Source organism: Bradyrhizobium neotropicale (assembly GCF_001641695.1).
GTDB classification, from domain to species: Bacteria; Pseudomonadota; Alphaproteobacteria; order Rhizobiales; family Xanthobacteraceae; genus Bradyrhizobium; species Bradyrhizobium neotropicale.
This window is the reverse complement of sequence record NZ_LSEF01000100.1, coordinates 221,899-242,850: the sequence shown is the minus strand read 5'-3', so window position 1 is coordinate 242,850 and position 20,952 is coordinate 221,899. Positions and strand designations below refer to the sequence as shown.

General features: G+C 63.5%; 18 protein-coding genes. 8 read left to right on the top strand and 10 right to left on the bottom strand.

Going from position 1 to position 20,952, the window contains the following annotated elements:
* Positions 1–94: 94 nt before the first annotated feature.
* The gene (locus AXW67_RS34595; protein WP_063681516.1) at positions 95–784 is read right to left on the bottom strand and encodes a YggS family pyridoxal phosphate-dependent enzyme; all 690 of its coding nucleotides are present in this window, start codon (positions 782–784) and stop codon (positions 95–97) included.
* 110 nt (positions 785–894) lie between these two features.
* Between AXW67_RS34595 and AXW67_RS34590 the strand changes: the two genes are divergently transcribed.
* Positions 895–2,592, top strand: coding sequence for a diguanylate cyclase domain-containing protein (locus tag AXW67_RS34590; protein ID WP_063681515.1), 1,698 nt, complete (start codon positions 895–897; stop codon positions 2,590–2,592).
* Positions 2,593–2,601: 9 nt separating this feature from the next.
* Here AXW67_RS34590 and AXW67_RS34585 read toward each other — a convergent pair whose 3' ends face one another.
* Positions 2,602–3,648: a GGDEF domain-containing protein gene (locus AXW67_RS34585; RefSeq protein ID WP_201723748.1), complete on the bottom strand. Its 1,047-nt coding sequence runs from the start codon at positions 3,646–3,648 to the stop codon at positions 2,602–2,604.
* A gap of 196 nt (positions 3,649–3,844) precedes the next feature.
* On the opposite strand from AXW67_RS34585, the gene leuS reads away from it, so the two are divergent.
* The 3 genes from leuS to holA all read left to right on the top strand — a co-directional run bounded on the left by leuS (position 3,845) and on the right by holA (position 8,182).
* Positions 3,845–6,469 (top strand): leucine--tRNA ligase, encoded by a 2,625-nt coding sequence (gene leuS, locus AXW67_RS34580; RefSeq protein ID WP_063681514.1) that lies wholly within the window; start codon positions 3,845–3,847, stop codon positions 6,467–6,469.
* Positions 6,456–7,007, top strand: coding sequence for an LPS assembly lipoprotein LptE (lptE, locus tag AXW67_RS34575; RefSeq protein ID WP_063681513.1), 552 nt, complete (start codon positions 6,456–6,458; stop codon positions 7,005–7,007). Before leuS ends, lptE begins: the two co-directional genes overlap by 14 nt.
* A 146-nt stretch (positions 7,008–7,153) precedes the next feature.
* Positions 7,154–8,182 carry a DNA polymerase III subunit delta gene (holA, locus tag AXW67_RS34570; RefSeq protein ID WP_063681512.1) on the top strand — a complete coding sequence of 343 codons (1,029 nt, stop codon included), beginning with the start codon at positions 7,154–7,156 and terminating at the stop codon, positions 8,180–8,182.
* A 301-nt stretch (positions 8,183–8,483) separates the two neighbouring features.
* On the opposite strand, the gene AXW67_RS34565 is transcribed toward holA, so the two are convergent.
* The 7 genes from AXW67_RS34565 to hemJ all read right to left on the bottom strand — a co-directional run bounded on the left by AXW67_RS34565 (position 8,484) and on the right by hemJ (position 16,921).
* Complete coding sequence (locus tag AXW67_RS34565) at positions 8,484–9,368, bottom strand: ParB/RepB/Spo0J family partition protein (protein WP_063681511.1); 885 nt, start codon at positions 9,366–9,368, stop codon at positions 8,484–8,486.
* Between the two features lie 154 nt (positions 9,369–9,522).
* Positions 9,523–10,377, bottom strand: coding sequence for a ParA family protein (locus AXW67_RS34560; RefSeq protein WP_063681510.1), 855 nt, complete (start codon positions 10,375–10,377; stop codon positions 9,523–9,525).
* A gap of 29 nt (positions 10,378–10,406) precedes the next feature.
* Positions 10,407–11,078, bottom strand: a complete 672-nt coding sequence (gene rsmG / locus AXW67_RS34555; RefSeq protein ID WP_430648745.1) for a 16S rRNA (guanine(527)-N(7))-methyltransferase RsmG — start codon at positions 11,076–11,078, stop codon at positions 10,407–10,409.
* A 111-nt stretch (positions 11,079–11,189) separates the two neighbouring features.
* Positions 11,190–13,070 (bottom strand): tRNA uridine-5-carboxymethylaminomethyl(34) synthesis enzyme MnmG, encoded by a 1,881-nt coding sequence (mnmG, locus tag AXW67_RS34550; protein WP_063681508.1) that lies wholly within the window; start codon positions 13,068–13,070, stop codon positions 11,190–11,192.
* 240 nt (positions 13,071–13,310) lie between these two features.
* On the bottom strand, positions 13,311–14,642 hold the full coding sequence (gene mnmE / locus AXW67_RS34545) for a tRNA uridine-5-carboxymethylaminomethyl(34) synthesis GTPase MnmE (RefSeq protein ID WP_063681507.1): 1,332 nt from the start codon (positions 14,640–14,642) through the stop codon (positions 13,311–13,313).
* A gap of 327 nt (positions 14,643–14,969) precedes the next feature.
* Positions 14,970–16,235, bottom strand: a complete 1,266-nt coding sequence (rho, locus tag AXW67_RS34540) for a transcription termination factor Rho (RefSeq protein WP_027525104.1) — start codon at positions 16,233–16,235, stop codon at positions 14,970–14,972.
* A 251-nt stretch (positions 16,236–16,486) separates the two neighbouring features.
* A complete protein-coding gene (gene hemJ / locus AXW67_RS34535) occupies positions 16,487–16,921 on the bottom strand; it encodes a protoporphyrinogen oxidase HemJ (protein WP_027554041.1) in 435 nt (144 codons plus the stop codon).
* Positions 16,922–17,381: 460 nt separating this feature from the next.
* Here hemJ and AXW67_RS34530 point away from each other — a divergent pair, with 460 nt between their 5' ends.
* Genes AXW67_RS34530 through dnaQ form a run of 4 tightly spaced genes read left to right on the top strand, consistent with a single transcriptional unit; the run spans position 17,382 to position 20,217 of the window.
* The gene (locus AXW67_RS34530; RefSeq protein ID WP_027554042.1) at positions 17,382–18,221 is read left to right on the top strand and encodes a pyruvate, water dikinase regulatory protein; all 840 of its coding nucleotides are present in this window, start codon (positions 17,382–17,384) and stop codon (positions 18,219–18,221) included.
* A 10-nt stretch (positions 18,222–18,231) separates the two neighbouring features.
* Entirely contained in the window at positions 18,232–18,840 is a 609-nt protein-coding gene (locus tag AXW67_RS34525; protein WP_063681506.1) for a Maf family nucleotide pyrophosphatase, read from the top strand.
* Between the two features lie 23 nt (positions 18,841–18,863).
* Positions 18,864–19,463, top strand: a complete 600-nt coding sequence (gene coaE, locus AXW67_RS34520; RefSeq protein ID WP_063681505.1) for a dephospho-CoA kinase — start codon at positions 18,864–18,866, stop codon at positions 19,461–19,463.
* Between the two features lie 37 nt (positions 19,464–19,500).
* The gene (gene dnaQ, locus AXW67_RS34515) at positions 19,501–20,217 is read left to right on the top strand and encodes a DNA polymerase III subunit epsilon (RefSeq protein ID WP_063681504.1); all 717 of its coding nucleotides are present in this window, start codon (positions 19,501–19,503) and stop codon (positions 20,215–20,217) included.
* On the opposite strand, the gene secB is transcribed toward dnaQ, so the two are convergent.
* Positions 20,214–20,693 carry a protein-export chaperone SecB gene (secB, locus tag AXW67_RS34510; RefSeq protein ID WP_027554046.1) on the bottom strand — a complete coding sequence of 160 codons (480 nt, stop codon included), beginning with the start codon at positions 20,691–20,693 and terminating at the stop codon, positions 20,214–20,216. The genes dnaQ and secB overlap by 4 nt on opposite strands.
* Positions 20,694–20,952 lie beyond the last annotated feature (259 nt).

The following is a 20,952-nucleotide window of genomic DNA, read 5'->3' as shown; positions in this document are numbered from 1 at the left end:
TTCTGGAGTGCTTCGCTGCGCTCGCAATGACGAACCTGAGAACTCGCGCAGCCCTTGGCATTCGCCAGGACGACGAAAACGAGTTACACAATGACTACCGGTGCCCGAAGATCGCGCTCCCCACGCGGACATGCGTGGCGCCGAGCATGATGGCGGTGGCGAAATCGGCGCTCATGCCCATCGACAGATTCTCCAATCCGTTGCGCGCGGCGATCTTGGCGGTCAGCGCGAAATGCGCCGCCGGCGGCTCGTCCACCGGCGGAATGCACATCAGACCGGAAATCGTCAGCCCATAGGTGTCGCGGCAGCTCGCGATGAAGGCATCGGCCTCGCCGGGCGGGACGCCGGCCTTCTGCGGCTCCTCGCCGGTGTTGATCTGAACGAAGAGCTGCGGATGCTTGTGCTGGGATTCGATTTCTTTGGCTAACGCTTGGCAAATGCTCGGACGGTCGACCGAATGGATGGCATCGAACAGCGCGACCGCTTCCTTCGCCTTGTTGGATTGCAGCGGACCGATCAGGTGCAGCGCGATATCCGGGTAACCGGATGTTAACGCCGGCCACTTGCTCTTGGCCTCCTGCACGCGATTCTCGCCGAATACGCGCTGTCCGGCGGCGATAACCGGCGTAATTGCATCCGCGGCGAAGGTCTTGGACACCGCGATCAGCGTGACCGAGGCGCGATCGCGCCGCGCTTCCTTGCAGGCGCGAGCGATTTCGGCCTCGACGGCGGCGAGTGCATTTGCTGAATGCCCGGTTAGCGGGGCGGTGTTTTCGTTCATCATGAGATTTGACCCGTCGCTGATGGTGACGGAGGTAATTCCAATTTTACCGAGTTCAAGAAAGGGTTTTTGAACCCTTCGCTTTACCTTGCCCGATGGGGTGGGTAGCGAAGATGGTCAACGTCAGTCTCAACCGCAAACGAGCGAAACTCAAGCAGGTTCTCGGAATCCGGGCCCGGCTTGCGTTGCTTGCGGTGATTCTGGTCGCGCCCTTGATGCTCGAGCGTATCCGCTCGCTCGAGGAGACGCGCGTCCGGCAGATCGCGCAGGCCACTGCAGACTTCACCACGGTCGCGCGCCACAGCGCCGATGCACAGCGCGAAGTGATTTCATCGGTCGAGACCATCCTGAAATCGGAGGCCTTCATCCGCGCTTCGGCCGGCGGCATCAGCAAGAGCTGCGACGTGCTGCGCGCGAGCCTGCCGTCCAACCTTCCCTGGATCCGCACGCTTCTCATCGCGGGCGAGGACGGGCGCATCCAGTGCGCCACCAACAACATGTATGTCGGCCTCGACCTCAGCGACCGGCCCTACTTCCAGCAGGCGCAGGAAACAGGCCGCTTCGTGCTCTCTGATTTCCTGCTGTCTCGCCCGGTGCAGTCGCCGACCGTGATGGCGGTGTATCCGGTGTCGGCGCTGAGCGGCGTCCCCGATGCCGTGGTGCTCGCGACCGTGAACCTCGACTGGATGTCGAAGGTGATGAGCAATCTCGGCGGCCGCGCCGGCATTACCGCCGTGCTGGTCGACAGCACCGGTACCGTGCTGGCGGCGCCGGCGGACCAGCATAGCGCGGTCGGCCGTCCACTCGATAATATGCCTTTGATGTCCGCGATTGCCGATCGGGCCCTTCGTTCGGACCAGGACGAAGGCTCGCTGTCTTTCCTCGCCGCTGACGGCTCGCGCCGCGCGGTCAGCTTCATCCGCATCGCCGGCACCAATGCACGCCTGATCGCCAGCATCGATGAAGACAAGGTGTCCGCGGCCGTCAACCGCGACATCCGCACCGCCTATCTCCAGCTCGCGTTCGTCGTCGTGTTCGTCCTGCTCGGCGCGCTGATCGCCGCCGAGAAGCTCGTGATCAAGCCGGTCGAGATGCTCGCCGACATGGCCAAGCGTCTGGGCGAGGGCGATCTATCGGCGCGCGCCGCACGCAAGAGCCTGCCGTCCGAATTCGTGCCGCTGGCCCGCGCCTTCAACGCCATGGCCGCGCAACTGAGCCAGCGCGAGCGCGAGCTGATCGCGAGCAATGACCGGCTGACGGTGATGGCCTCGATCGACATGCTGTCGGGGCTCGCCAACCGCCGCGGCTTCCAGAGCCGGCTCGACTTCGAATGGATGCGCGCGCAGCAATATGGCAGCGATCTCGCGCTCCTGATGATCGACGTCGACCATTTCAAGCTCTTCAACGACACGTACGGCCATCTCGAAGGCGATTCGTGCCTGACCCGTCTCGGCGAGACACTGTCCGGCATCGCCGCCGACACGATGGGCTTTGCGGCACGCTATGGCGGTGAGGAATTCTGCCTGCTGCTGCCAAACACCGACGTGACGCGCGCCGTCGAGATCGGCGAACATGTGCGCGCGGCAGTGCTCAAGCTGTGCCTGCCGCACATCACCTCCAACCACATGATCGTCACCGTCTCGATCGGCGTGGCCGCAACGAAGCCCAACGAGACCCTGCGTCCCGGCGATCTGATCGAAGCAGCCGACGCCGCGCTTTACGCCGCCAAGCATCGCGGCCGCAACACCGTCGCCGAGCACGGCATCCTGCCGATCGAGGACGGTACAGCGAAAATAATGATGGCGGGTTGATCCCGCGCGCTAGCCCGCGGCCCAGGCGCGATCGAGCTCGTTTTCCGTCACCACGCGATTGCGGCCGCCACCCTTGGCGAGATACAGGGCGCGGTCACAGCGCTCGATGAGATCCGCGGTCGCCTCGCCGGTCCGATACTGCGCCACGCCAATCGAGACAGTGATGTTCGGAAGGACCTCGCCGGTCGAGCGGCGGGTAATCTTGCACTCCCCGATCGCGCGCCTGATGCGCTCAGCGATCTCGGCACAGGCGGCAAGGTCGGCATCCGGCAACACCGCGATCAGCTCCTCGCCGCCATAGCGGGCTGGCAGATCCTGCTCGCGAACCTTTTCCCGCAAGACCTTTGCCATCAGGCGCAGCACCTGGTCGCCGACGCCATGGCCGAAATTGTCGTTGAAGGTCTTGAAGTGGTCGATGTCCAGCATCAGCACGCTGAGCGGCTCGCCCCATTCCGCAGTTGCCTGCGCCTTGCGCAAAAATTCGTCGAGCGCACGCCGGTTTGCCAGGCCCGTCAGCGTGTCGGTGCGGGCGCGCTCCTCCGATTTGGAGAGGGAATCGCGGATCACGTCGAGCTCGCGGGTCTTTTCGGCAAAGCCCGCCTCGAGCCGCGTCGCCCGGGTCGCGGCACGCGCCAGCTCGTTCATGAGCTGTGCGACCAATGTCCTCGGGTCGACGCCCGTCTGGCTTTGATCGGCCACGTCACTGATCACCTGCATCTGGGACCGATTGTCGGCGATCGCGGTCGCCAGAAATTCCTTGGCCGCGCCCATCAGGGCATGCAGCCGTTCGGAGGTCTCGATGGCGACGCCGCCCGCATTGGGCTCGATATAGGTCTCGAACAAATCCTGATTGGTCCGGGCGTCGAACGGACGGTTGTGGTCGATCAGGAGGTCGACGGCATTGCGCAGATCGTCATGGTCGCCGGCGAAATAGTGGAACCAGACGGCGAAATTGTTCGGTGTCGGCGGAATCCGCTGTTCGACCATGCTCCGCATTGCCCGCTCGGCGATCGACGCGGCATAGTCGAAATCGAGATCGTCGAAGCTGGTGTCCATAGCGGCGGCTATTGGGGGTCCTGTCCGGCCGCAACCTCGCACCGACCCCTTAATCGCGCCCCAACGGCGGTCTCAGTAGTTATGCGGGGGTCCGCCCTGCGGATCCGCCCCGTCGCAACCCATTGACCCCTTGAGGACTTCTATGGCCTAGTCCGCCGTCTTTAGACGGCCGAACCCAAGAAAACCCAACGATTCCATGACCTCCGAACGCTACAACGCCCGCGACGCCGAACCGCGCTGGCAGCGCCAATGGGACGAGCAAGCGATCTTCGTCTCCAAGAACGACGATCCGCGGCCGAAATACTATGTGCTCGAGATGTTCCCCTACCCGTCCGGGCGGATCCATATCGGCCATGTCCGGAATTACACGCTCGGCGACGTGCTGGCTCGCTTCATGAGGGCCAAGGGGTTCAACGTGCTGCACCCGATGGGCTGGGACGCCTTCGGCCTGCCGGCCGAGAATGCGGCGATCGAGCGCAAGGTCGCACCGAAAGCCTGGACCTACGACAATATCGCCGCGATGAAGAAGCAGCTCCGTTCGATCGGGCTGTCGCTGGACTGGAGCCGCGAGATCGCGACCTGCGATCCCTCCTACTACAAGCACCAGCAGAAGATGTTCCTGGACTTCCTGCGTGCAGGGCTCGCCGAGCGCGAGAAGCGCAAGGTGAATTGGGACCCCGTCGACATGACCGTGCTCGCCAACGAGCAGGTGATCGACGGCCGTGGCTGGCGTTCGGGCGCTGTCGTCGAGCAACGTGAGATGAACCAGTGGGTCTTCAAGATCACGAAATATTCGCAGGAGCTGCTGGAAGCACTGGACGGGCTCGACCGCTGGCCGGACAAGGTGCGGCTGATGCAGCGCAACTGGATCGGCCGCTCGGAGGGTCTGCTGGTCCGTTTCGCGCTGGACCAGGCGACGACGCCGGCCGGCGAGACCGAACTGAAGATTTTCACGACGCGCCCGGACACGCTGTTCGGTGCAAAATTCATGGCGATCTCGGCCGATCATCCGCTGGCGATCGCCGCGGCCGCGAAGAATCCGAAGCTTGCGGAGTTCATCGCTGAGATCAAGAAGATCGGCACCGCGCAGGAGATCATCGACACCGCGGAGAAACAGGGTTTTGACACCGGCATCCGCGCCGTGCACCCGTTCGATCCCTCCTGGAAGCTGCCGGTCTACGTCGCCAATTTCGTGCTGATGGAATACGGCACCGGCGCGATCTTCGGCTGCCCGGCGCACGACCAGCGCGACCTCGATTTCGTCAACAAGTACAATCTCGGCAACACGCCGGTGGTGTGCCCCGAGGGCCAGGATCCCAAGACGTTCGTCATCACCGACACCGCCTATGACGGTGACGGCCGCATGATCAATTCCCGCTTCCTCGACGGCATGACCATCAACGAGGCCAAGGAAGAGATCGCAAAGCGCCTGGAAAACGAGATGCGTGGCAACGCGGCGGTCGGCGAGCGGCAGGTCAACTTCCGCCTGCGCGACTGGGGCATCTCGCGCCAGCGCTATTGGGGCTGCCCGATTCCCGTCATCCATTGTCCGAAATGCGACGTGGTGCCGGTGCCTGATGCCGACCTGCCCGTAAAGCTGCCGGACGATGCGACTTTCGACCGTCCGGGCAACGCGCTCGACCATCATCCGACCTGGAAGCACGTCACCTGCCCGCAATGCGGCGGCAAGGCTAGCCGCGAAACCGATACCATGGACACGTTCGTGGATTCGTCCTGGTACTTCGCGCGCTTCACCGATCCCTGGAACGAGAACGCGCCGACGACGCCGGCGGTCGCCAACCGGATGATGCCGGTCGACCAGTATATCGGCGGCGTCGAGCACGCGATCCTGCATCTGCTCTACAGCCGCTTCTTCGTGCGCGCGATGAAGGCAACCGGCCACATCGCGATGGACGAGCCGTTCGCCGGCATGTTCACGCAGGGCATGGTGGTGCACGAGACCTACCAGAAGGCCGACGGCACCTACGTGCAGCCGGCCGAGGTGAAGATCGAGGGCGCAGGCAATGACCGCCATGCCACGCTGCTCGCGAGCGGCGAAGCCATCCAGATCGGCGCCATCGAGAAGATGTCGAAGTCGAAGAAGAACACGGTCGACCCCGACGACATCATCGACACCTACGGCGCCGACGTTGCACGCTGGTTCATGCTGTCGGACTCCCCGCCGGACCGCGACGTGATCTGGAGCGACGAGCGCGTCCAGGGCGCCTCGCGCTTCGTGCAGCGATTGTGGCGGCTGGTGAGTGAATCGGCCGAGGCCGGCAAGGCGGCGCCGGCGGCGCGGCCGGCGAGCTTCGGCCCCGACGCGACCGGTTTACGCAAGGCGGCCCATGGCGCGCTGGACAAGGTCACCACCGGAATTGAGCGGCTGCACTTCAACGTCTGCCTCGCCCATATCCGCGAATTCGCCAATGCGCTGTCGGAGGTGCTGCAGCGCCCCGGCGAGCCTGCCCCCGACCTCGCCTGGGCAATTCGGGAGGCCGGCCAGATCCTTGTCCAGCTATTCTCCCCGATGATGCCGCATCTGGCCGAGGAGTGCTGGCAGGTGCTGGGCCTGACGGGGCTGGTTTCCGAGGCCAATTGGCCGCAAATCGAACGCGATTTGCTAGTTGAAGACGCCGTGACCCTGGTGGTCCAGGTCAACGGCAAGAAGCGAGGTGAGGTCACAGTTGCAACAGCGGCCCAGAATCCGGAAATCGAGGCTGCCGTTTTGGCCCTCGATGCGGTAAAGCTGGCGCTGGACGGCAAGCCCGTCCGCAAGGTGATCATCGTCCCCAAGAGGATCGTGAATGTTGTCGGCTAGGATCCGCATCGCAGCACGCTTGCTGGCGGTCGCCGCTCTCGCGGCGCTCACGGCCGGCTGCTTCCGGCCGATGTATGCCGAGCATACCGACGGCACCCCCGACCTGCGCGAAAAGCTGATGGGGGTCGAGCTCCCGCCGATCGACAAGCCGAACGCCTCCCGTGAGGCGCGCGTCGGGGTCGAGGTCCGCAACGCGCTGGCGTTCAAGCTCTATGGTACGGCCACGGGCATGCCGCCGACCCACCGCCTGGTGATCCGCTTCACGTCCAGCCGCTCGTCCCTGATCATCGATCCCAATACGGGCCTGCCGAGCAGCGAGAATTACGGCATCGACGCCCAGTACAATCTGATCGAGATCGTAACCAACAAGTCGGTGATGACCGGCACGACGTTCTCGCGCGTGTCCTATGACATGCCCGGCTCCTACCAGCGCTTCTCCCGCACCCGGGCGTACCGTGACGCCGAGGATCGCGCGGCCCAGGAGATCGCCGACAACATCTCGACCCGGCTCGCCTCGTTCTTTACGGCGGGCACTTAAGCCACCCCTGTCATTCCGGGGCGCCCGACTTGTCCGCCGAAGCTTGAAGGGCGAAGGCGGAAGGGTGAACCCGGAATCTCGATCCATTATACTTCCGGATTCCGGGTTCGCCGATGCGCCCCCCGGAATGACCGGTCCTAGGCAAGATGGTCGCGCTGCGCGGAAAAGAGATCGACGCCTTTCTCGCCCGCCCCGATGCGGGCCGGCCGATCATCCTGCTCTATGGTCCTGACGCCGGCCTCGTGCGTGAACGCGCCGACGCACTGATTGCCTCGGCCGTCGACGACCCCAACGACCCCTTCTCGATGGTGAAGCTCGATGGTGACGAGCTTTCCGCCGAGCCGTCGCGTCTGGTCGATGAAGCCATGACCGTCCCGCTGTTCGGCGGCCGCCGCGCCATCCGCGTGCGCGCGGGCTCGCGCAGCTTTGCCAGCGGTATCGACACGCTGGCCGAGATGCAGGTCAGGGATTGCCGCATCGTGATCGAGGCCGGCGAGCTGCGCCCGGAATCGCCGCTGCGGAAAGCGTGCGAGCGCGCCAAGACGGCGGTCGCGATCGGCTGCTACCCCGACACCGAACGCGACCTCGCAAAACTGATGGAGGACGAGCTTCGCATCGCGAACCTGCGCATCGCGCAGGACGCCCGCGCCGCGCTGATGTCGTTCCTCGGCGGCGACCGCCAGGCCTCGCGCAACGAGCTGCACAAGCTGACGCTCTATGCGCACGGCAGAGGCGAGATCACGCTGGATGATGTCATGGCCGTGGTCGCCGACGCCTCCGAACTGAAGCTCGATCCGATCGTCGACGGCGCCTTCGCCGGCCGGCCGGATATCGTCGAAAGCGAGTTCGCCAAGGCCATGATCGCCGGCACCTATCCCGGCGTGATCATCTCCGCGGCGCAGCGCCAGGCCGCATGGCTGCACAAATCCGCGCTGGCGATCGCCGACGGCACGCCGGCTTCCGCCGTGCTCGATGGCGGATTCCCGCGCCTGCATTTTTCACGAAAGCCAGCGGTTGAAACGGCGCTGCGTAATTTCAGCGTGGCCCGTCTCGCCACCATCATCGAGCAGCTCGCGACCGCCGCGCTCGACACCCGGAAGCAATCGGCCCTCGCCGCCGCGATCGCGCAGCGCACCCTGATGGCGATTGCCGCGAACGCAAAGCGGCGGGGTTAGGGCCCACTTCATCCGCGCGTCATTGCGAGCGAAGCGCAGCAATCCAGAGTCCCTCCGCGGAAAGATTCTGGATTGCTTCGCTGCGCTCGCAACGACGATGTGTGGGGATGTCAGTTCCTCATCCTGAGGAGCTCGGCACGCGCGTCTCGAAGGATGAAGGCCCGGCCGGTGGCCCTCGCCCTTCGAGACGCCGCTTCGCGGCTCCTCAGGGTGAGGGTGATAGAGGGCACATGAATGCTCGACGAAACGCTGTCATTCCGGGGCTCGCCGTCAGGCGAGAACCCGGAATGAGGATGCGGAGTTAGAGATTGCCCTTCGCCAGCCGCCGCATCACCTCATCGAGCTGCTCGAGGTTGCGGTAGTTGATCTGCACCGCGCCGCCGGGGTCGCGGTGAGTCACGGTGACCTTGAGCCCGAGCGCGTCGCTGACGCGCCTTTCCAGATCGATCGTATCGGGGTCCTTCTCCTTGGACCCGGCGCGCGCCTTTTGCGGCTTGCGCTCCGGAACGCCCTCCTCATGCGCGAGCGCTTCGGCCTGGCGGACGTTGAGGCCCTCCTCGACGATGCGCTTGGCAGCGGCGAGCGGATCGGGCACGCCAATCAGCGCGCGGGCGTGACCCGCCGTCAGCTGACCGTTCGCGATGAAGGCCTGCACCTCGGCCGGTAGCTTTGTGAGCCGCATCATGTTGGCGACATGGCTGCGGCTCTTGCCGACAGCTTTGGCGATGTCGTCCTGGTTGCGTTTGAACTCGTTGGCGAGCGCGTGATAGCCCTGCGCCTCTTCCATCGGGTTGAGGTCTTCGCGCTGCACGTTCTCGATGATCGCGAATTCCAGCGCATCGCTGTCGCTGATGTCGACCGGCACGATCGGCACTTCGTGCAGACCGGCGAGTTGCGAAGCGCGCCAGCGTCGTTCGCCGGCGATGATCTCGAAGCGGTCCTGCGTGCCCTTCACCGGGCGCACCACGATCGGCTGGATCACGCCGTGCTGCTTGATGGAGTCGCTGAGCTCCTTGAGCTCGGCTTCCGAAAAGGTGCGACGCGGATTGCGCGGATTGGGCTTGAGGAATTCGATCGGCACCTTGCGCTGCGTGCGCGGACGCTCGACATGCGCCGCCTCGCCGCCGACGTCACCGATCAGACTCGCAAGACCCCGGCCCAGTCGCGAACGCGCTTCGTCGGCCATCGCCAGCTCCCTTGGATTCACTTGGCAGCACTCCAGAACTGAATTTCAAGATCGTAGAACGTAGGGTGGGCAAAGGCGCGAAGCGCCGTGCCCACCATCTGTCGCTCGGATGGTTGCGGTGGGCACGCTTCGCTTTGCCCACCCTACGGCATCGTCAATGCGTGGTGCGCAGCTCGCGCTCGCGCTGGATCACTTCGGTGGCAAGCCGCAAGTAGGCTTCGCTACCGACGCATTTGAGATCGTAGACCAGCACCGGCTTGCCGTAGGACGGCGCTTCCGAGATGCGCACGTTGCGTGGGATCATGGTCTTGTAGACCTTCTCGCCCATGAACTGGCGGACGTCGGCGACGACCTGGTTCGACAGGTTGTTGCGCGAGTCGAACATGGTCAGCACGATGCCGTGAATCGACAGGTTCGGATTGAGCGTCGAGCGCACCTGCTCGACCGTCTGCAGCAATTGCGACAGACCTTCGAGCGCGAAGAACTCGCACTGCAACGGCACCAGGATCGCGTCCGACGCGGCCATCGCATTCACCGTGAGCAAGTTGAGCGAGGGCGGGCAGTCGATCAGCACGTAGGTGTAGTCGGCGTCCGGCGAGACGTTGTTGTTGAGCGAGCCGATTGCGTCACGCAGCTTGAATGCGCGGCCGGGCGTGTGGCCGAGCTCGAGCTCGAGGCCGGAGAGATCCATGGTCGAGGGCGCGATGTGCAGCCGGGGCACGGCCGTTGCAACCACCGCTTCGCGCAAATTGGCTTCGCCGACGAGCACGTCGTAGGTCGAGCAGGAGCGGTTGCGGCGATCGATGCCGAGGCCGGTCGAGGCGTTGCCCTGCGGATCGAGATCGACGATCAGGACGCGTTCGCCAATCGCCGCGAGCGCCGTGCCGAGATTGATCGCTGTGGTTGTTTTTCCCACGCCGCCCTTCTGATTCGCGAGCGCCAGGATGCGCGGGTGGCCCTGCGGGACCATGTCGGTCTGTTCTTGCTGCGGTTCGTCAATGATGGTCATCGAAATTCCCCACTCAACCCCTGGACGCCTCAGCCGCGCCGTTCGACGGACGTCAGCTCCACGATCCAGCCGTCACCTGTACGGCTTTGATGGAGCTGAGGCTGAATATTCCAATATTTAGCGGCTTCGGTCAATTCAGCCTCTACATCTTGACCCTTGAGAAATAGCGCCTTTGCGCCGTTGCGCATCAGCGGCTCCGCAAAGCCGATGAGTTGATGTAGCGGAGCCAGCGCGCGGGCGGTGACGCAATCGACGGGGCCAGTGATTCTATCCACATTATCCCCGATCTCAGCGAGATGTACGACTCCTGGCGAGGCCGTGATTCGAATTGCTTCGCGCAGGAACGCCGCTTTCTTGGCGATTCGCTCGACGAGGTGGACGCTCGCCCCCGTCGTCCCGGCCAGGGCACAGGCCAGGACGACACCGGGAAAGCCGCCGCCGCTGCCGAGGTCTGCCCAGCGTTTGGCCGACGGCGCAAGGCTCGCGAGCTGAAGCGAATCGGCGATGTGCCGGGTCCAGAGATGCGGCAGGGTCGAGGGCGCGACCAGATTGGTCTTGGCCTGCCACTCTCGGAGCAGCGTGATGTAGCGATCGAGCCGGTCTTCCGTTTCACGTGAAACGGGTGCGAGCTTCAGCGCCGCAGCTTTGTCGGCTGCAAGGGCCGAGTCCAGCGACTTGTCGCTCGCGTTCGCCCTATCAATTTTATGGCCGGTCGGAGCTGGTCCGGATCGCTGACCGGCGCCCTCGCCTGCTTCTGGTCGCCGTGGTGAAGATCTGCCGCCCGCCGGCCCGCGCTGTTTCACGTGAAACGCCTATGCGATTGCTTTCGAGGACTTGCGCGCCTCGCGCCGGAGATAGGCCGCGAGAATGCCCAGCGCCGCTGGCGTCATCCCGTCGATGCGACCGGCCTGACCGACGGTGAATGGCCGGGCCTTCTCAAGCTTGGCGCGCACCTCATTGGAAAGACCCGGCACGAGTTGGTAGTCGACCTCGGACAGCACCAGCCCCTCGTCTCGCCGGAAGGCTTCGACGTCGGCGCTCTGGCGTTCCAGATAGACGTCGTACTTGGCGTCAATCTCGAGATGGGTGGCGATGACGGGATCGATGGCCGCCAGCTCCGGCCAGATTGCGCGCACTTGGCTCCAGCCAACTTCCGGGTACGCCATCAGCTCGAAGGCCGAACGGCGCTGGCCGTCCCTGTTCAAGGACAGCCCGTGCTTGATCGCTTCGTTCGGGGTGATTGTCAGGGACTTCGACAGCGTCCGCGCGGCATTCAAGGCGTCCATCTTGGCGCGATGATGCTGGGTCCGGGCATTCCCGACACATCCCAGGGCGATCCCCTTCTCGGTCAGGCGCTGGTCGGCATTGTCCGCCCGCAGCGTCAGCCGGTACTCGGCGCGCGAGGTGAACATCCGATAGGGTTCATTGATCCCGCGGGTGACGAGGTCGTCGATCATCACGCCGAGATAGCCGTCCGCCCGGTCGAACACCGTCAGCGCGGCGCTGCTGGCCGCCAGCGCAGCGTTCACCCCAGCCACGATGCCCTGGCCGGCGGCCTCCTCATACCCGGTGGTGCCGTTGATCTGGCCGGCCAGGAATAAGCCACGGACCCGCTTGGTCTGGAGGGTCGGATCCAGCTCACGGGGATCAATGTGGTCGTATTCGATGGCATAGCCGGGCCGGACCATCTTCACCCGCTCCAGGCCGGGAATTCTGGCCAGCATCGCGAGCTGAACCTCCTCTGGCAGCGAGGTCGAGATGCCGTTGGGATAGACCGTGGTATCGTCGAGCCCCTCCGGCTCCAGGAAGATCTGGTGACCATCGCGGTCGCCGAACCTGACGATCTTGTCCTCGATCGAGGGACAATAGCGCGGTCCGGTGCTCTTGATCTGGCCGGAGTACATCGGCGAGCGATGGACATTGGCCCGGATCACCTCATGGGTCGCAGACGTGGTCCGGGTGATCCCGCACTGGATCTGCGGGGTCGTGATCCGCTCCGTCAGCACCGAGAACGGCTCCGGCGGCTCGTCCCCCGGCTGCATTTCGACCGCGGACCAGTCGATTGTCGTGCCGTCCAGGCGTGGCGGCGTCCCGGTCTTCAATCGTCCGAGGGTGAAGCCGGCGCGCTCAAAAGAGTTCGACAGACCCATCGCTGGGGCCTCTCCGACCCGCCCGGCCGGCCAGTTCTTCTCACCGAGATGGATCAGACCGCGCAGGAAGGTGCCGGTTGTGATGACGATGGCCCCTGCCCGGAAGGTCCGGCCATCGGCGAGCCGAAGCCCGGTCACTCGGCCATCGCCCATGATCAGCTCGTCGGCCTCGCCCTCAATAACCGAAAGACCTTCAGTCTCCTGGATCGCGGACTGCATCGCCGCGGCATAGAGCTTCCGATCAGCCTGGGCGCGCGGACCACGGACAGCGGGACCCTTCCGGCGATTGAGGACCCGGAACTGGATCCCGCCAGCATCGGCCACTCGCCCCATCAGACCGTCAAGGGCATCGACCTCGCGGACCAGATGGCCCTTGCCGAGACCGCCGATGGCGGGATTACAGGACATCGCGCCGACGGTCGAAAACCGATGCGTGACCAGAGCGGTCGCCGCACCCATACGAGCTGCCGCAGCGGCGGCTTCACAGCCGGCATGGCCGCCGCCAATCACGATGACGTCGAAGCTCTCTCGCTCTGTTCGCATGGGCGGATTTCTAACTCAGGGAGCAAAAAGCCGGAAGTGGAAACTCGGTGCGCCGGTTGTTTCACGTGAAACAGGGGCACACAGGCGCCTCGCATTTTTCGCAAAACAACCCCATGCACAGTAGCACGTCGTCCTGACGATCGTGTTTCACGTGAAACACAATGGGGCCCGCGCTTCGACTGTTTCACGTGAAACACGAAGCAGTGGAACAAGCGATAGTTCTACAATGAAGAACTAGCGCTACTTTCCGATACAGAATTTCTGGAAGATGGCCCCGAGGACGTCCTCAACGTCGACCCGGCCCAACAGGCGACCCAGCGCGTAAGCCGCGGCGCGGAGTTCTTCGGCTACCAATTCTTCACCATGTTTGGCAAAATCCAGACTGCGTTGCAAGCAGTCCGCGGCCTGACGCAACAAGTCGCGCTGACGCGCCCGGGTGACCAGCGCGCCCTCGCCGGTTCCGAAAAACTCGGCGGCGAATCCGACGAGCACTTCGATCAGCTCGGCCAGACCGTCGCCGTGTCGGGCCGATATCGCAAACGTCCTGTCCGCGGTGGCCTCCGCGGCCGAAGCCTCCTGGCCAAGATCGATCTTGTTGCGCACCATCCAGACCGGCGTGCTTCCGGCCGGCCGCGCATCCACATCCGCGCCAGGGCCAGTCAGCCACAGCACAAGATCCGCATCGGCCGCGCGGGCCCTCGCCCGGCGCACACCCTCTTGCTCGACCGGATCTTCGGTCTCGCGAATGCCAGCAGTGTCGATCACCGTGACCGGATAGCCGTCGAGGTCGAGCTGCACCTCGATGATGTCGCGCGTGGTGCCGGCGTGCGGCGAGACGATCGCGACCTCTCGCCGCGCGAGCTGATTGATCAGCGTCGACTTGCCGACATTCGGCGGACCGGCGATGGCGACCACGAGGCCCTCGCGCAGACGTTCAGCGTGACCCTGTGCCGCGAGCACTTTTGTGATTTCGCCATGCAGCGCACCGATCGCCTTGAGCGCTGGCGCCATCAATTCCGCTGGCACATCACCTTCATCGGAGAAGTCGATCGCGGCCTCGATCAGCGCGGAAGCCTCGATGATGCGCTCGCGCCAGTCGCGTGCCCGGTCACCGAGCAGACCCTGCAACTGCCGCAATGCCTGTCGTCGCTGCCGGTCGGTATCGGCATGGATGAGATCGTCCAGGCCCTCGGCCTCGGTGAGATCGAGCTTGCCGTTCTCGAAGGAGCGCCGGGTGAACTCGCCGGGCTCGGCCGCCCGTGTATTCGGAATCGCGGAAATAGCCGTGAAGACGGCCGACAGCACCGCGCGTCCGCCATGGACGTGAAATTCGGCGACGTCCTCGCCGGTCGCACTCGCCGGACCCGGAAACCAGAGCACGACCGCATCGTCGATCGGCTGGCCTTCCGCGTTACGCAGCAGCCTGCGACTCGCCAGCCTAGGTAACGGCAGCTTGCCCGCGAGCGCCGTCAATACCTGGCCAGCCTGCGATCCCGAGACGCGCACTACGGCGATGGCACTCGGCGGCCGGCCCGACGACAATGCAAAGATGGTCTGATCTCGCGGATGCATGGCCTATTTGTCCGGCTGACGACGAAAAGGCAAACCCGCTTTGATCGCAACTTGGCTCTGTTCGCTGCCGCGTTTCCCAAAAGCAAATACTTTATGCTGCGACGCAATATGAACCTCGGGGATTTTGCTGCAAAAGTTCCACCTGCTCGATCTTCCGACAAACCGAAACGCAAAAATATCTAATTATTTCAATTCCTTATATGGACGATTCCCAAGATTTGCGGAACCCGCCATGCTGCACTTGACCGCAGCAAAGCCGCACAAAAGAAACAAAAGAAAAAGGGCGCCCAAAGGCGCCCCTTTCGATTTCTGACCGCCTGCAGTGGCTCAGGTGTTCATCGAATCGAAGAACTCGGCGTTGCTCTTGGTCGAGCGCAGCTTGTCGAGCAGGAAGTCGATCGCATCCATCGTCCCCATCGGGTTCAGGATGCGGCGGAGCACGTACATCTTCTTGAGCACCTGCGGATCGGTGATGAGCTCCTCCTTGCGGGTGCCGGAGCGCGAGATGTCGATCGCCGGGAAGGTGCGCTTGTCCGAGACCTTGCGGTCGAGGATCAGTTCGGAGTTACCGGTGCCCTTGAACTCTTCGAAGATGACTTCGTCCATGCGGCTGCCGGTATCGACCAGCGCGGTCGCGATGATGGTCAGCGAGCCGCCCTCCTCGATGTTGCGGGCAGCACCGAAGAAGCGCTTCGGCCGCTGCAGCGCGTTGGCGTCGACACCGCCGGTCAGCACCTTGCCGGATGACGGCACCACGGTGTTGTAGGCGCGGCCCAAACGCGTGATCGAGTCCAGCAGGATCACGACGTCGCGGCCGTGCTCGACCAGGCGTTTTGCTTTTTCGATCACCATCTCGGCGACCTGGACGTGACGCACGGCCGGCTCGTCGAAGGTCGAGGACACCACCTCGCCCTTCACCGAGCGCTGCATGTCCGTGACTTCTTCCGGACGCTCGTCGATCAGCAGCACGATCAGATAGCAATCCGGGTGATTCGCGGTGATCGAGTGCGCGATGTTCTGCATCAGCACGGTTTTACCGGTGCGTGGCGGCGCGACGATCAGCGCGCGCTGGCCCTTGCCGATCGGCGCGACGATGTCGATCACGCGCGCGGACAGGTCTTTTCGCGTGGGATCGTCGATCTCCATGCGGAAGCGCTGATTCGGGAACAGCGGCGTGAGGTTGTCGAAATTGACCTTGTGCTTGGCCTTTTCCGGATCCTCGAAGTTCAGCGTGTTGACCTTGAGCAGCGCGAAGTAGCGTTCGCCTTCCTTCGGGCTGCGGATGTGGCCCTCGATGGTGTCGCCGGTGCGCAGGCCGAAACGGCGGATCTGCGAGGGCGAAACGTAGATGTCGTCAGGGCCGGGCAGATAGTTGGCGTCCGGCGAGCGCAGGAAGCCGAAGCCGTCGGAGAGCACCTCGACGACGCCCTCGCCGACGATGTCGGTTTCGGCCAGCGAGAGCTGCTTGAGGATGGCGAACAGCAGCTCCTGCTTGCGCATGGTGCTGGCGTTCTCGACCCCGTTCTCTTCCGCGAACGAGACGAGCTCGGCCGGGGTCTTGGACTTGAGGTCTTGGAGTTTAATTTCCCGCATTGGGGTGGTCCTGTAGGGTAAACCTTGGAAGGGGGGTGCGAGGAGGCTCAGAAATGCGGACGAGCAGGAGCAGGTAAGGTCCGCAGGTCTAGCAAGGTGAGTGCCGGGGGGCTTCAAACCTGATGCGGTGTCCGGCCTTCAAAAGCTCGGACACAACCACATCCGCCTGCGTTGGGTGGGATTTCAATAATATAGAAAATCGCTTCCCACTCCGCAAGCTGAAGCGCTGAGCGCTCAACAACGATCGCTGCCTAGAACGGCTTCACGATCACCATGATCACGATGAAAATCATCAGAACCGTCGGTACCTCGTTGATAATCCGATAGAATTTCTGGGAACGCGGGCGCCGGTCGGCGGCGAAATCCTTCAGCCAGCGTGAAAAAAAGCCGTGAACCGCGGACAGCACCAACACCAGTGCCAGTTTTACGTGCAACCAGCCGAAGGTGAACCAATGGCCGGACCACGCCAGATAGAGCCCGGCGAGCCAGGTGACGATCATAGCGGGGTTGATGATCGCCTTGAGCAGCCGCCGCTCCATCACCTTGAAGGTTTCCGACTGCTTCGAGCCGATCTCGGCCTCACAGTGATAGACGAACAGTCGCGGCAGGTAGAGCATGCCCGCCATCCAGGAGATGACGGCGATCACGTGCAGCGCCTTGATCCAGAGATAGAGATCTTCAAACATTTCCAGCGTCCGAATTTGCGCCCAGCGTTTCGATCGCTGGGGATAGTAAGAACTCGTTAAGTTCTTCCAGCGCACACATATCCGTCCGTAGCGCTCCCCTCAAATCTAGAATCTTAGATTCTTAAAGGTTTGAGTCTTAGTGACCGTGGATTGGACTCACGCAACACCATCCGCCGCTTCACGGGCGCTTGTTCACATCCATCAACATATCCTGCGCGGAACCGGCCGATCCGGATAAGCCGTCCACGATCAAGGACTTGCGCTAACCTGTCGGCAGCTTATCAAGGGGCTTGTCCGCGCAATCCCGCTTCACGGTCATGCAGGCGTCCAACTTGTTCTTTCGGGCACTGGTGTGAAGAAACTTGGCCGTTGTCCCGCCCCTGGTGTCGCACATCCCTTTCCGAGGGGTTAAGCTCCACAGAAATCCACAAATCGCCCCATCGAAATTCAAAGAGTTTCTGTGCCGACCTCGAACAATTATTTCCATCTGCACCTCGTCTCCGACTCCACCGGTGAAACGCTGATCACCGTGGCACGCGCGGTCGCGGCCCAATACGCCAATGTGACGCCGGTCGAGCATGTCTATCCGCTGGTGCGCAGCCAAAAGCAGCTCGACCGCGTGCTCGACGAGATCGAGGAAGCGCCCGGAATCGTGCTGTTCACGCTGCTCGAGAAAGATCTGGTCTCGCGGCTCGAGAACAAGTGCAAAGAGATCAACGTTCCGAGCCTGTCGATCATCGGCCCGGTGATGCAGCTGTTCGAAGCTTACCTCGGTGCTGCGACCACCGGCCGCGTCGGCGCCCAGCACGTGCTCAACGCCGAATATTTCAAGCGCATCGACGCGCTGAACTACACCATGATGCATGACGACGGTCAGCACGTCGAAGGTCTTGAGGAGGCCGACGTCGTCCTGGTCGGCGTGTCCCGCACCTCGAAGACGCCGACGTCGATCTATCTCGCCAATCGCGGCATCCGCACCGCCAACGTGCCGCTGGTGCCGGGCATCCCGGTGCCGGATCAGTTGGGAACGCTGACACGGCCGCTCGTCGTCAGCCTGCATGCGACACCGGAACGATTGATCCAGGTGCGCCAGAACCGCCTGCTATCCATGGGCGCCAATTCCGGCAGTGACACCTACACCGACCGGCAGGCGGTCGCCGACGAAGTCGCGTTCGCCCGCAAGCTCAGCGCGAAACACGATTGGCCGCTGCTCGATGTCACGCGGCGGTCGATCGAGGAAACCGCCGCGGCGATCATGAAGCTCTACTCCGACCGGCAACGCAACCGGCCTTCGGAATAGGTTTTCGGCCATGGCTCTCTGGCGCGGCGAATCTCCCTTGATCCTGGCGTCGCAAAGCAGCGCGCGCAAAATGCTGCTGGCCAATGCCGGGCTGGATTTTCAGGCGATTGTGGCCGACATCGACGAGCGCGGCGTGCAGGCGGCGTCAAGCCTTGCAAATCCGCGCGAGATCGCGTTGCTGCTCGCGCGCGAAAAGGCCAAGACGGTCTCGGTGAATCATCCGGGCGCCTATGTGATCGGGGCCGATCAGACGCTGGCGCTGGGCGAGCGTCTCTTCAACAAGCCCGCGGGCCGCGCCCAGGCCATGGCGCAATTGCGCGATCTCGCCGGCCTGAGCCACGAGCTGAATTCCGCCTTGGCCGTGGCTCATGATGGGCAGATTGTCTTCGAACATGTGTCGGTCGCGCACATGACCATGCGGCAGATGACCGAGGCCGAGCTCACGGCCTATCTGGACGCGGCCGGCGAGGCCGTCACCTCCAGCGTCGGCGCCTATCAGCTCGAAGGCCTGGGAATCCATCTGTTCGAGCGGATCGAGGGCGACCATTTCACCATTCTCGGCCTGCCGCTCCTGCCTCTGCTTGCGTTCCTGCGGCGCGAACGGCTAGTTGCGGTGTGAATGGCAGAGATGGTTTTGGGCTGATGCGGATCCTCGGACTGACCGGCTCGATCGGGATGGGAAAATCCACCACCGCGAAATTGTTCGCGGAGGCTGGCGTTCCCGTCTACGACGCCGATGCCGCCGTCCATCAATTATATGAGGGCGAGGCGGCGCCGGCGATCGAGGCCGCCTTCCCCGGCACCACGGCGGGCGGCAAGGTCGACCGGACCAAACTGTCCGCGCGTGTGGTGCACGATCCCGCCGCCATCAAGCAGCTCGAGCAGATCGTTCACCCAATGCTCGGTGCCTCACGGCAGAAATTCTTTGCCGATGCGGAGGCCGCCAAGGCGCCGGTCGTGGTGCTGGACATTCCGCTGCTGTTCGAAACCGGCGGCGAGAAAAGGGTCGATGCCGTGGTCGTGGTGTCGACCTCGCCGGAACTTCAGCGCGAGCGCGTGCTCGCCCGCGGCACGATGGACGAGGCCAAGCTCGACGCCATCATCGCCAAGCAGACGCCCGACGCCGAGAAGCGCAAGCGTGCTGATTTCATCGTGGATACGTCCCACGGACTTGAGCCGGTGCGCGCCCAGATCAGGGACATTCTGGCCGAGGTCGTTAAGATGCCGCAGCGGCGAAGCTGATTCGCCGTTTCAACCGGCCTCTCAGATCTCTTGAATTATGCGCGAAATCGTCCTCGACACTGAAACCACCGGCCTCGATCCCCTCCGTGGCGATCGCCTGGTCGAAGTCGGCTGCGTCGAGATCTTCAACCGCATGCCGACGGGCCAGACATTCCACCGCTATATCAATCCCGAAAGGGATATGCCGGCGGAGGCCTTCGCGGTGCACGGACTGTCGAGCGAATTTCTCGCGACCAAGCCGCTGTTTCACGAGGTCGTCGACGAGTTTCTGGAATTCATCGGCGATGCGCCGCTGGTGATCCACAACGCCTCGTTCGACATCAGCTTCATCAATGCCGAACTCGACCGGATCAAGCGCGTGGCGATTCCACGCGACCGGCTGGTGGATACGCTTCTGCTGGCGCGGCGCAAGCATCCCGGCGTGTCCAACCGGCTCGACGATCTCTGCTCGCGCTATGCGATCGACAATTCCCACCGCACCAAGCACGGCGCGTTGCTCGACGCCGAGCTGCTCGCCGAAGTCTATGTCGATCTGATCGGGGCGCGGCAGTCGCAGCTTATCCTGGCCTCGGAGAACGAGGAGATTCGGGTCAGTGCGGCCGGCGAAGCGCCACGGCGGCAGCGGCCGACGCCGCTTGCACCACGGATTTCCGACGCCGAGCGCGAGGCCCACCGGACCTTCATTGCCACGCTCGGCGACAAGGCGATCTGGAACGAGTTCCTGCCTGCTCCAGCTGCCGGTCCGGCTGGTTAGGCCTGACCACTCTGAGCGGCCATCTGCCGCTCCATGTTCTGGCGGTAGAGGCCGACGAAGTCGACCGGATCCAGCATCAGGGGCGGGAACCCTCCGTCGCGTACCGCCGTGGCGATGATCTCGCGGGCGAACGGGAACAGCAGGCGCGGGCACTCGATCATCACCAGCGGATGCAGGTTTTCCTGCGGCACGTTGACGATCCGGAACACGCCGGCATAGGCGAGCTCGAAGGAGAACATCACCTTGCCCGCGGTCTCGGCCTTGCCCTCGACCGACAGCGTCACCTCGAATTCCTGTTCGCTGAGGTTATTGGCGGTGACGTTGATCTGGATGTTGATCTGCGGGGGCTGGCTCTGCTGCTGGAGCGAGCCCGGGGCGTTCGGATTTTCGAACGAGAGGTCCTTGGTGTACTGCGCCAGCACGTTGAGCTGGGGAGCCTGGGCCGCCTCGGGAGGGGTGCCGTTGCCGTTCGTCATGAAAATCTCTCCTTACCCGAATGGGCTGAATTTCGCGGCGGTTGGCTAACATAGGCCCGCCTCGTTCCACAAGGACGAACGGCCCCGGATGGGGTATCCGGGACGCCGTCCATAAGTGTGACGTCCGGCCCGCCCCACCTGCGAAATCGCGCCTTAAACAATTGAAGATGCGCGATTTCCGGGCAGGATCGGGTTTCCCCTTAAGCATAAAACGCGCTACAATCGCCACTGTGCCAAAAGGCGCCATTGGCCGGGCAAG

Bases quoted from the DNA above. Each gene is read 5' to 3' on its own strand.
- AXW67_RS34595 (WP_063681516.1), bottom strand. From the start codon at position 784: ATGATGAACGAAAACACCGCCCCGCTAACCGGGCATTCAGCAAATGCA.
- AXW67_RS34590 (WP_063681515.1), top strand. From the start codon at position 895: ATGGTCAACGTCAGTCTCAACCGCAAACGAGCGAAACTCAAGCAGGTT.
- AXW67_RS34585 (WP_201723748.1), bottom strand. From the start codon at position 3,648: ATGGACACCAGCTTCGACGATCTCGATTTCGACTATGCCGCGTCGATC.
- leuS (WP_063681514.1), top strand. From the start codon at position 3,845: ATGACCTCCGAACGCTACAACGCCCGCGACGCCGAACCGCGCTGGCAG.
- lptE (WP_063681513.1), top strand. From the start codon at position 6,456: ATGTTGTCGGCTAGGATCCGCATCGCAGCACGCTTGCTGGCGGTCGCC.
- holA (WP_063681512.1), top strand. From the start codon at position 7,154: ATGGTCGCGCTGCGCGGAAAAGAGATCGACGCCTTTCTCGCCCGCCCC.
- AXW67_RS34565 (WP_063681511.1), bottom strand. From the start codon at position 9,368: ATGGCCGACGAAGCGCGTTCGCGACTGGGCCGGGGTCTTGCGAGTCTG.
- AXW67_RS34560 (WP_063681510.1), bottom strand. From the start codon at position 10,377: ATGACCATCATTGACGAACCGCAGCAAGAACAGACCGACATGGTCCCG.
- mnmG (WP_063681508.1), bottom strand. From the start codon at position 13,070: ATGCGAACAGAGCGAGAGAGCTTCGACGTCATCGTGATTGGCGGCGGC.
- mnmE (WP_063681507.1), bottom strand. From the start codon at position 14,642: ATGCATCCGCGAGATCAGACCATCTTTGCATTGTCGTCGGGCCGGCCG.
- rho (WP_027525104.1), bottom strand. From the start codon at position 16,235: ATGCGGGAAATTAAACTCCAAGACCTCAAGTCCAAGACCCCGGCCGAG.
- hemJ (WP_027554041.1), bottom strand. From the start codon at position 16,921: ATGTTTGAAGATCTCTATCTCTGGATCAAGGCGCTGCACGTGATCGCC.
- AXW67_RS34525 (WP_063681506.1), top strand. From the start codon at position 18,232: ATGGCTCTCTGGCGCGGCGAATCTCCCTTGATCCTGGCGTCGCAAAGC.
- coaE (WP_063681505.1), top strand. From the start codon at position 18,864: ATGCGGATCCTCGGACTGACCGGCTCGATCGGGATGGGAAAATCCACC.
- dnaQ (WP_063681504.1), top strand. From the start codon at position 19,501: ATGCGCGAAATCGTCCTCGACACTGAAACCACCGGCCTCGATCCCCTC.
- secB (WP_027554046.1), bottom strand. From the start codon at position 20,693: ATGACGAACGGCAACGGCACCCCTCCCGAGGCGGCCCAGGCTCCCCAG.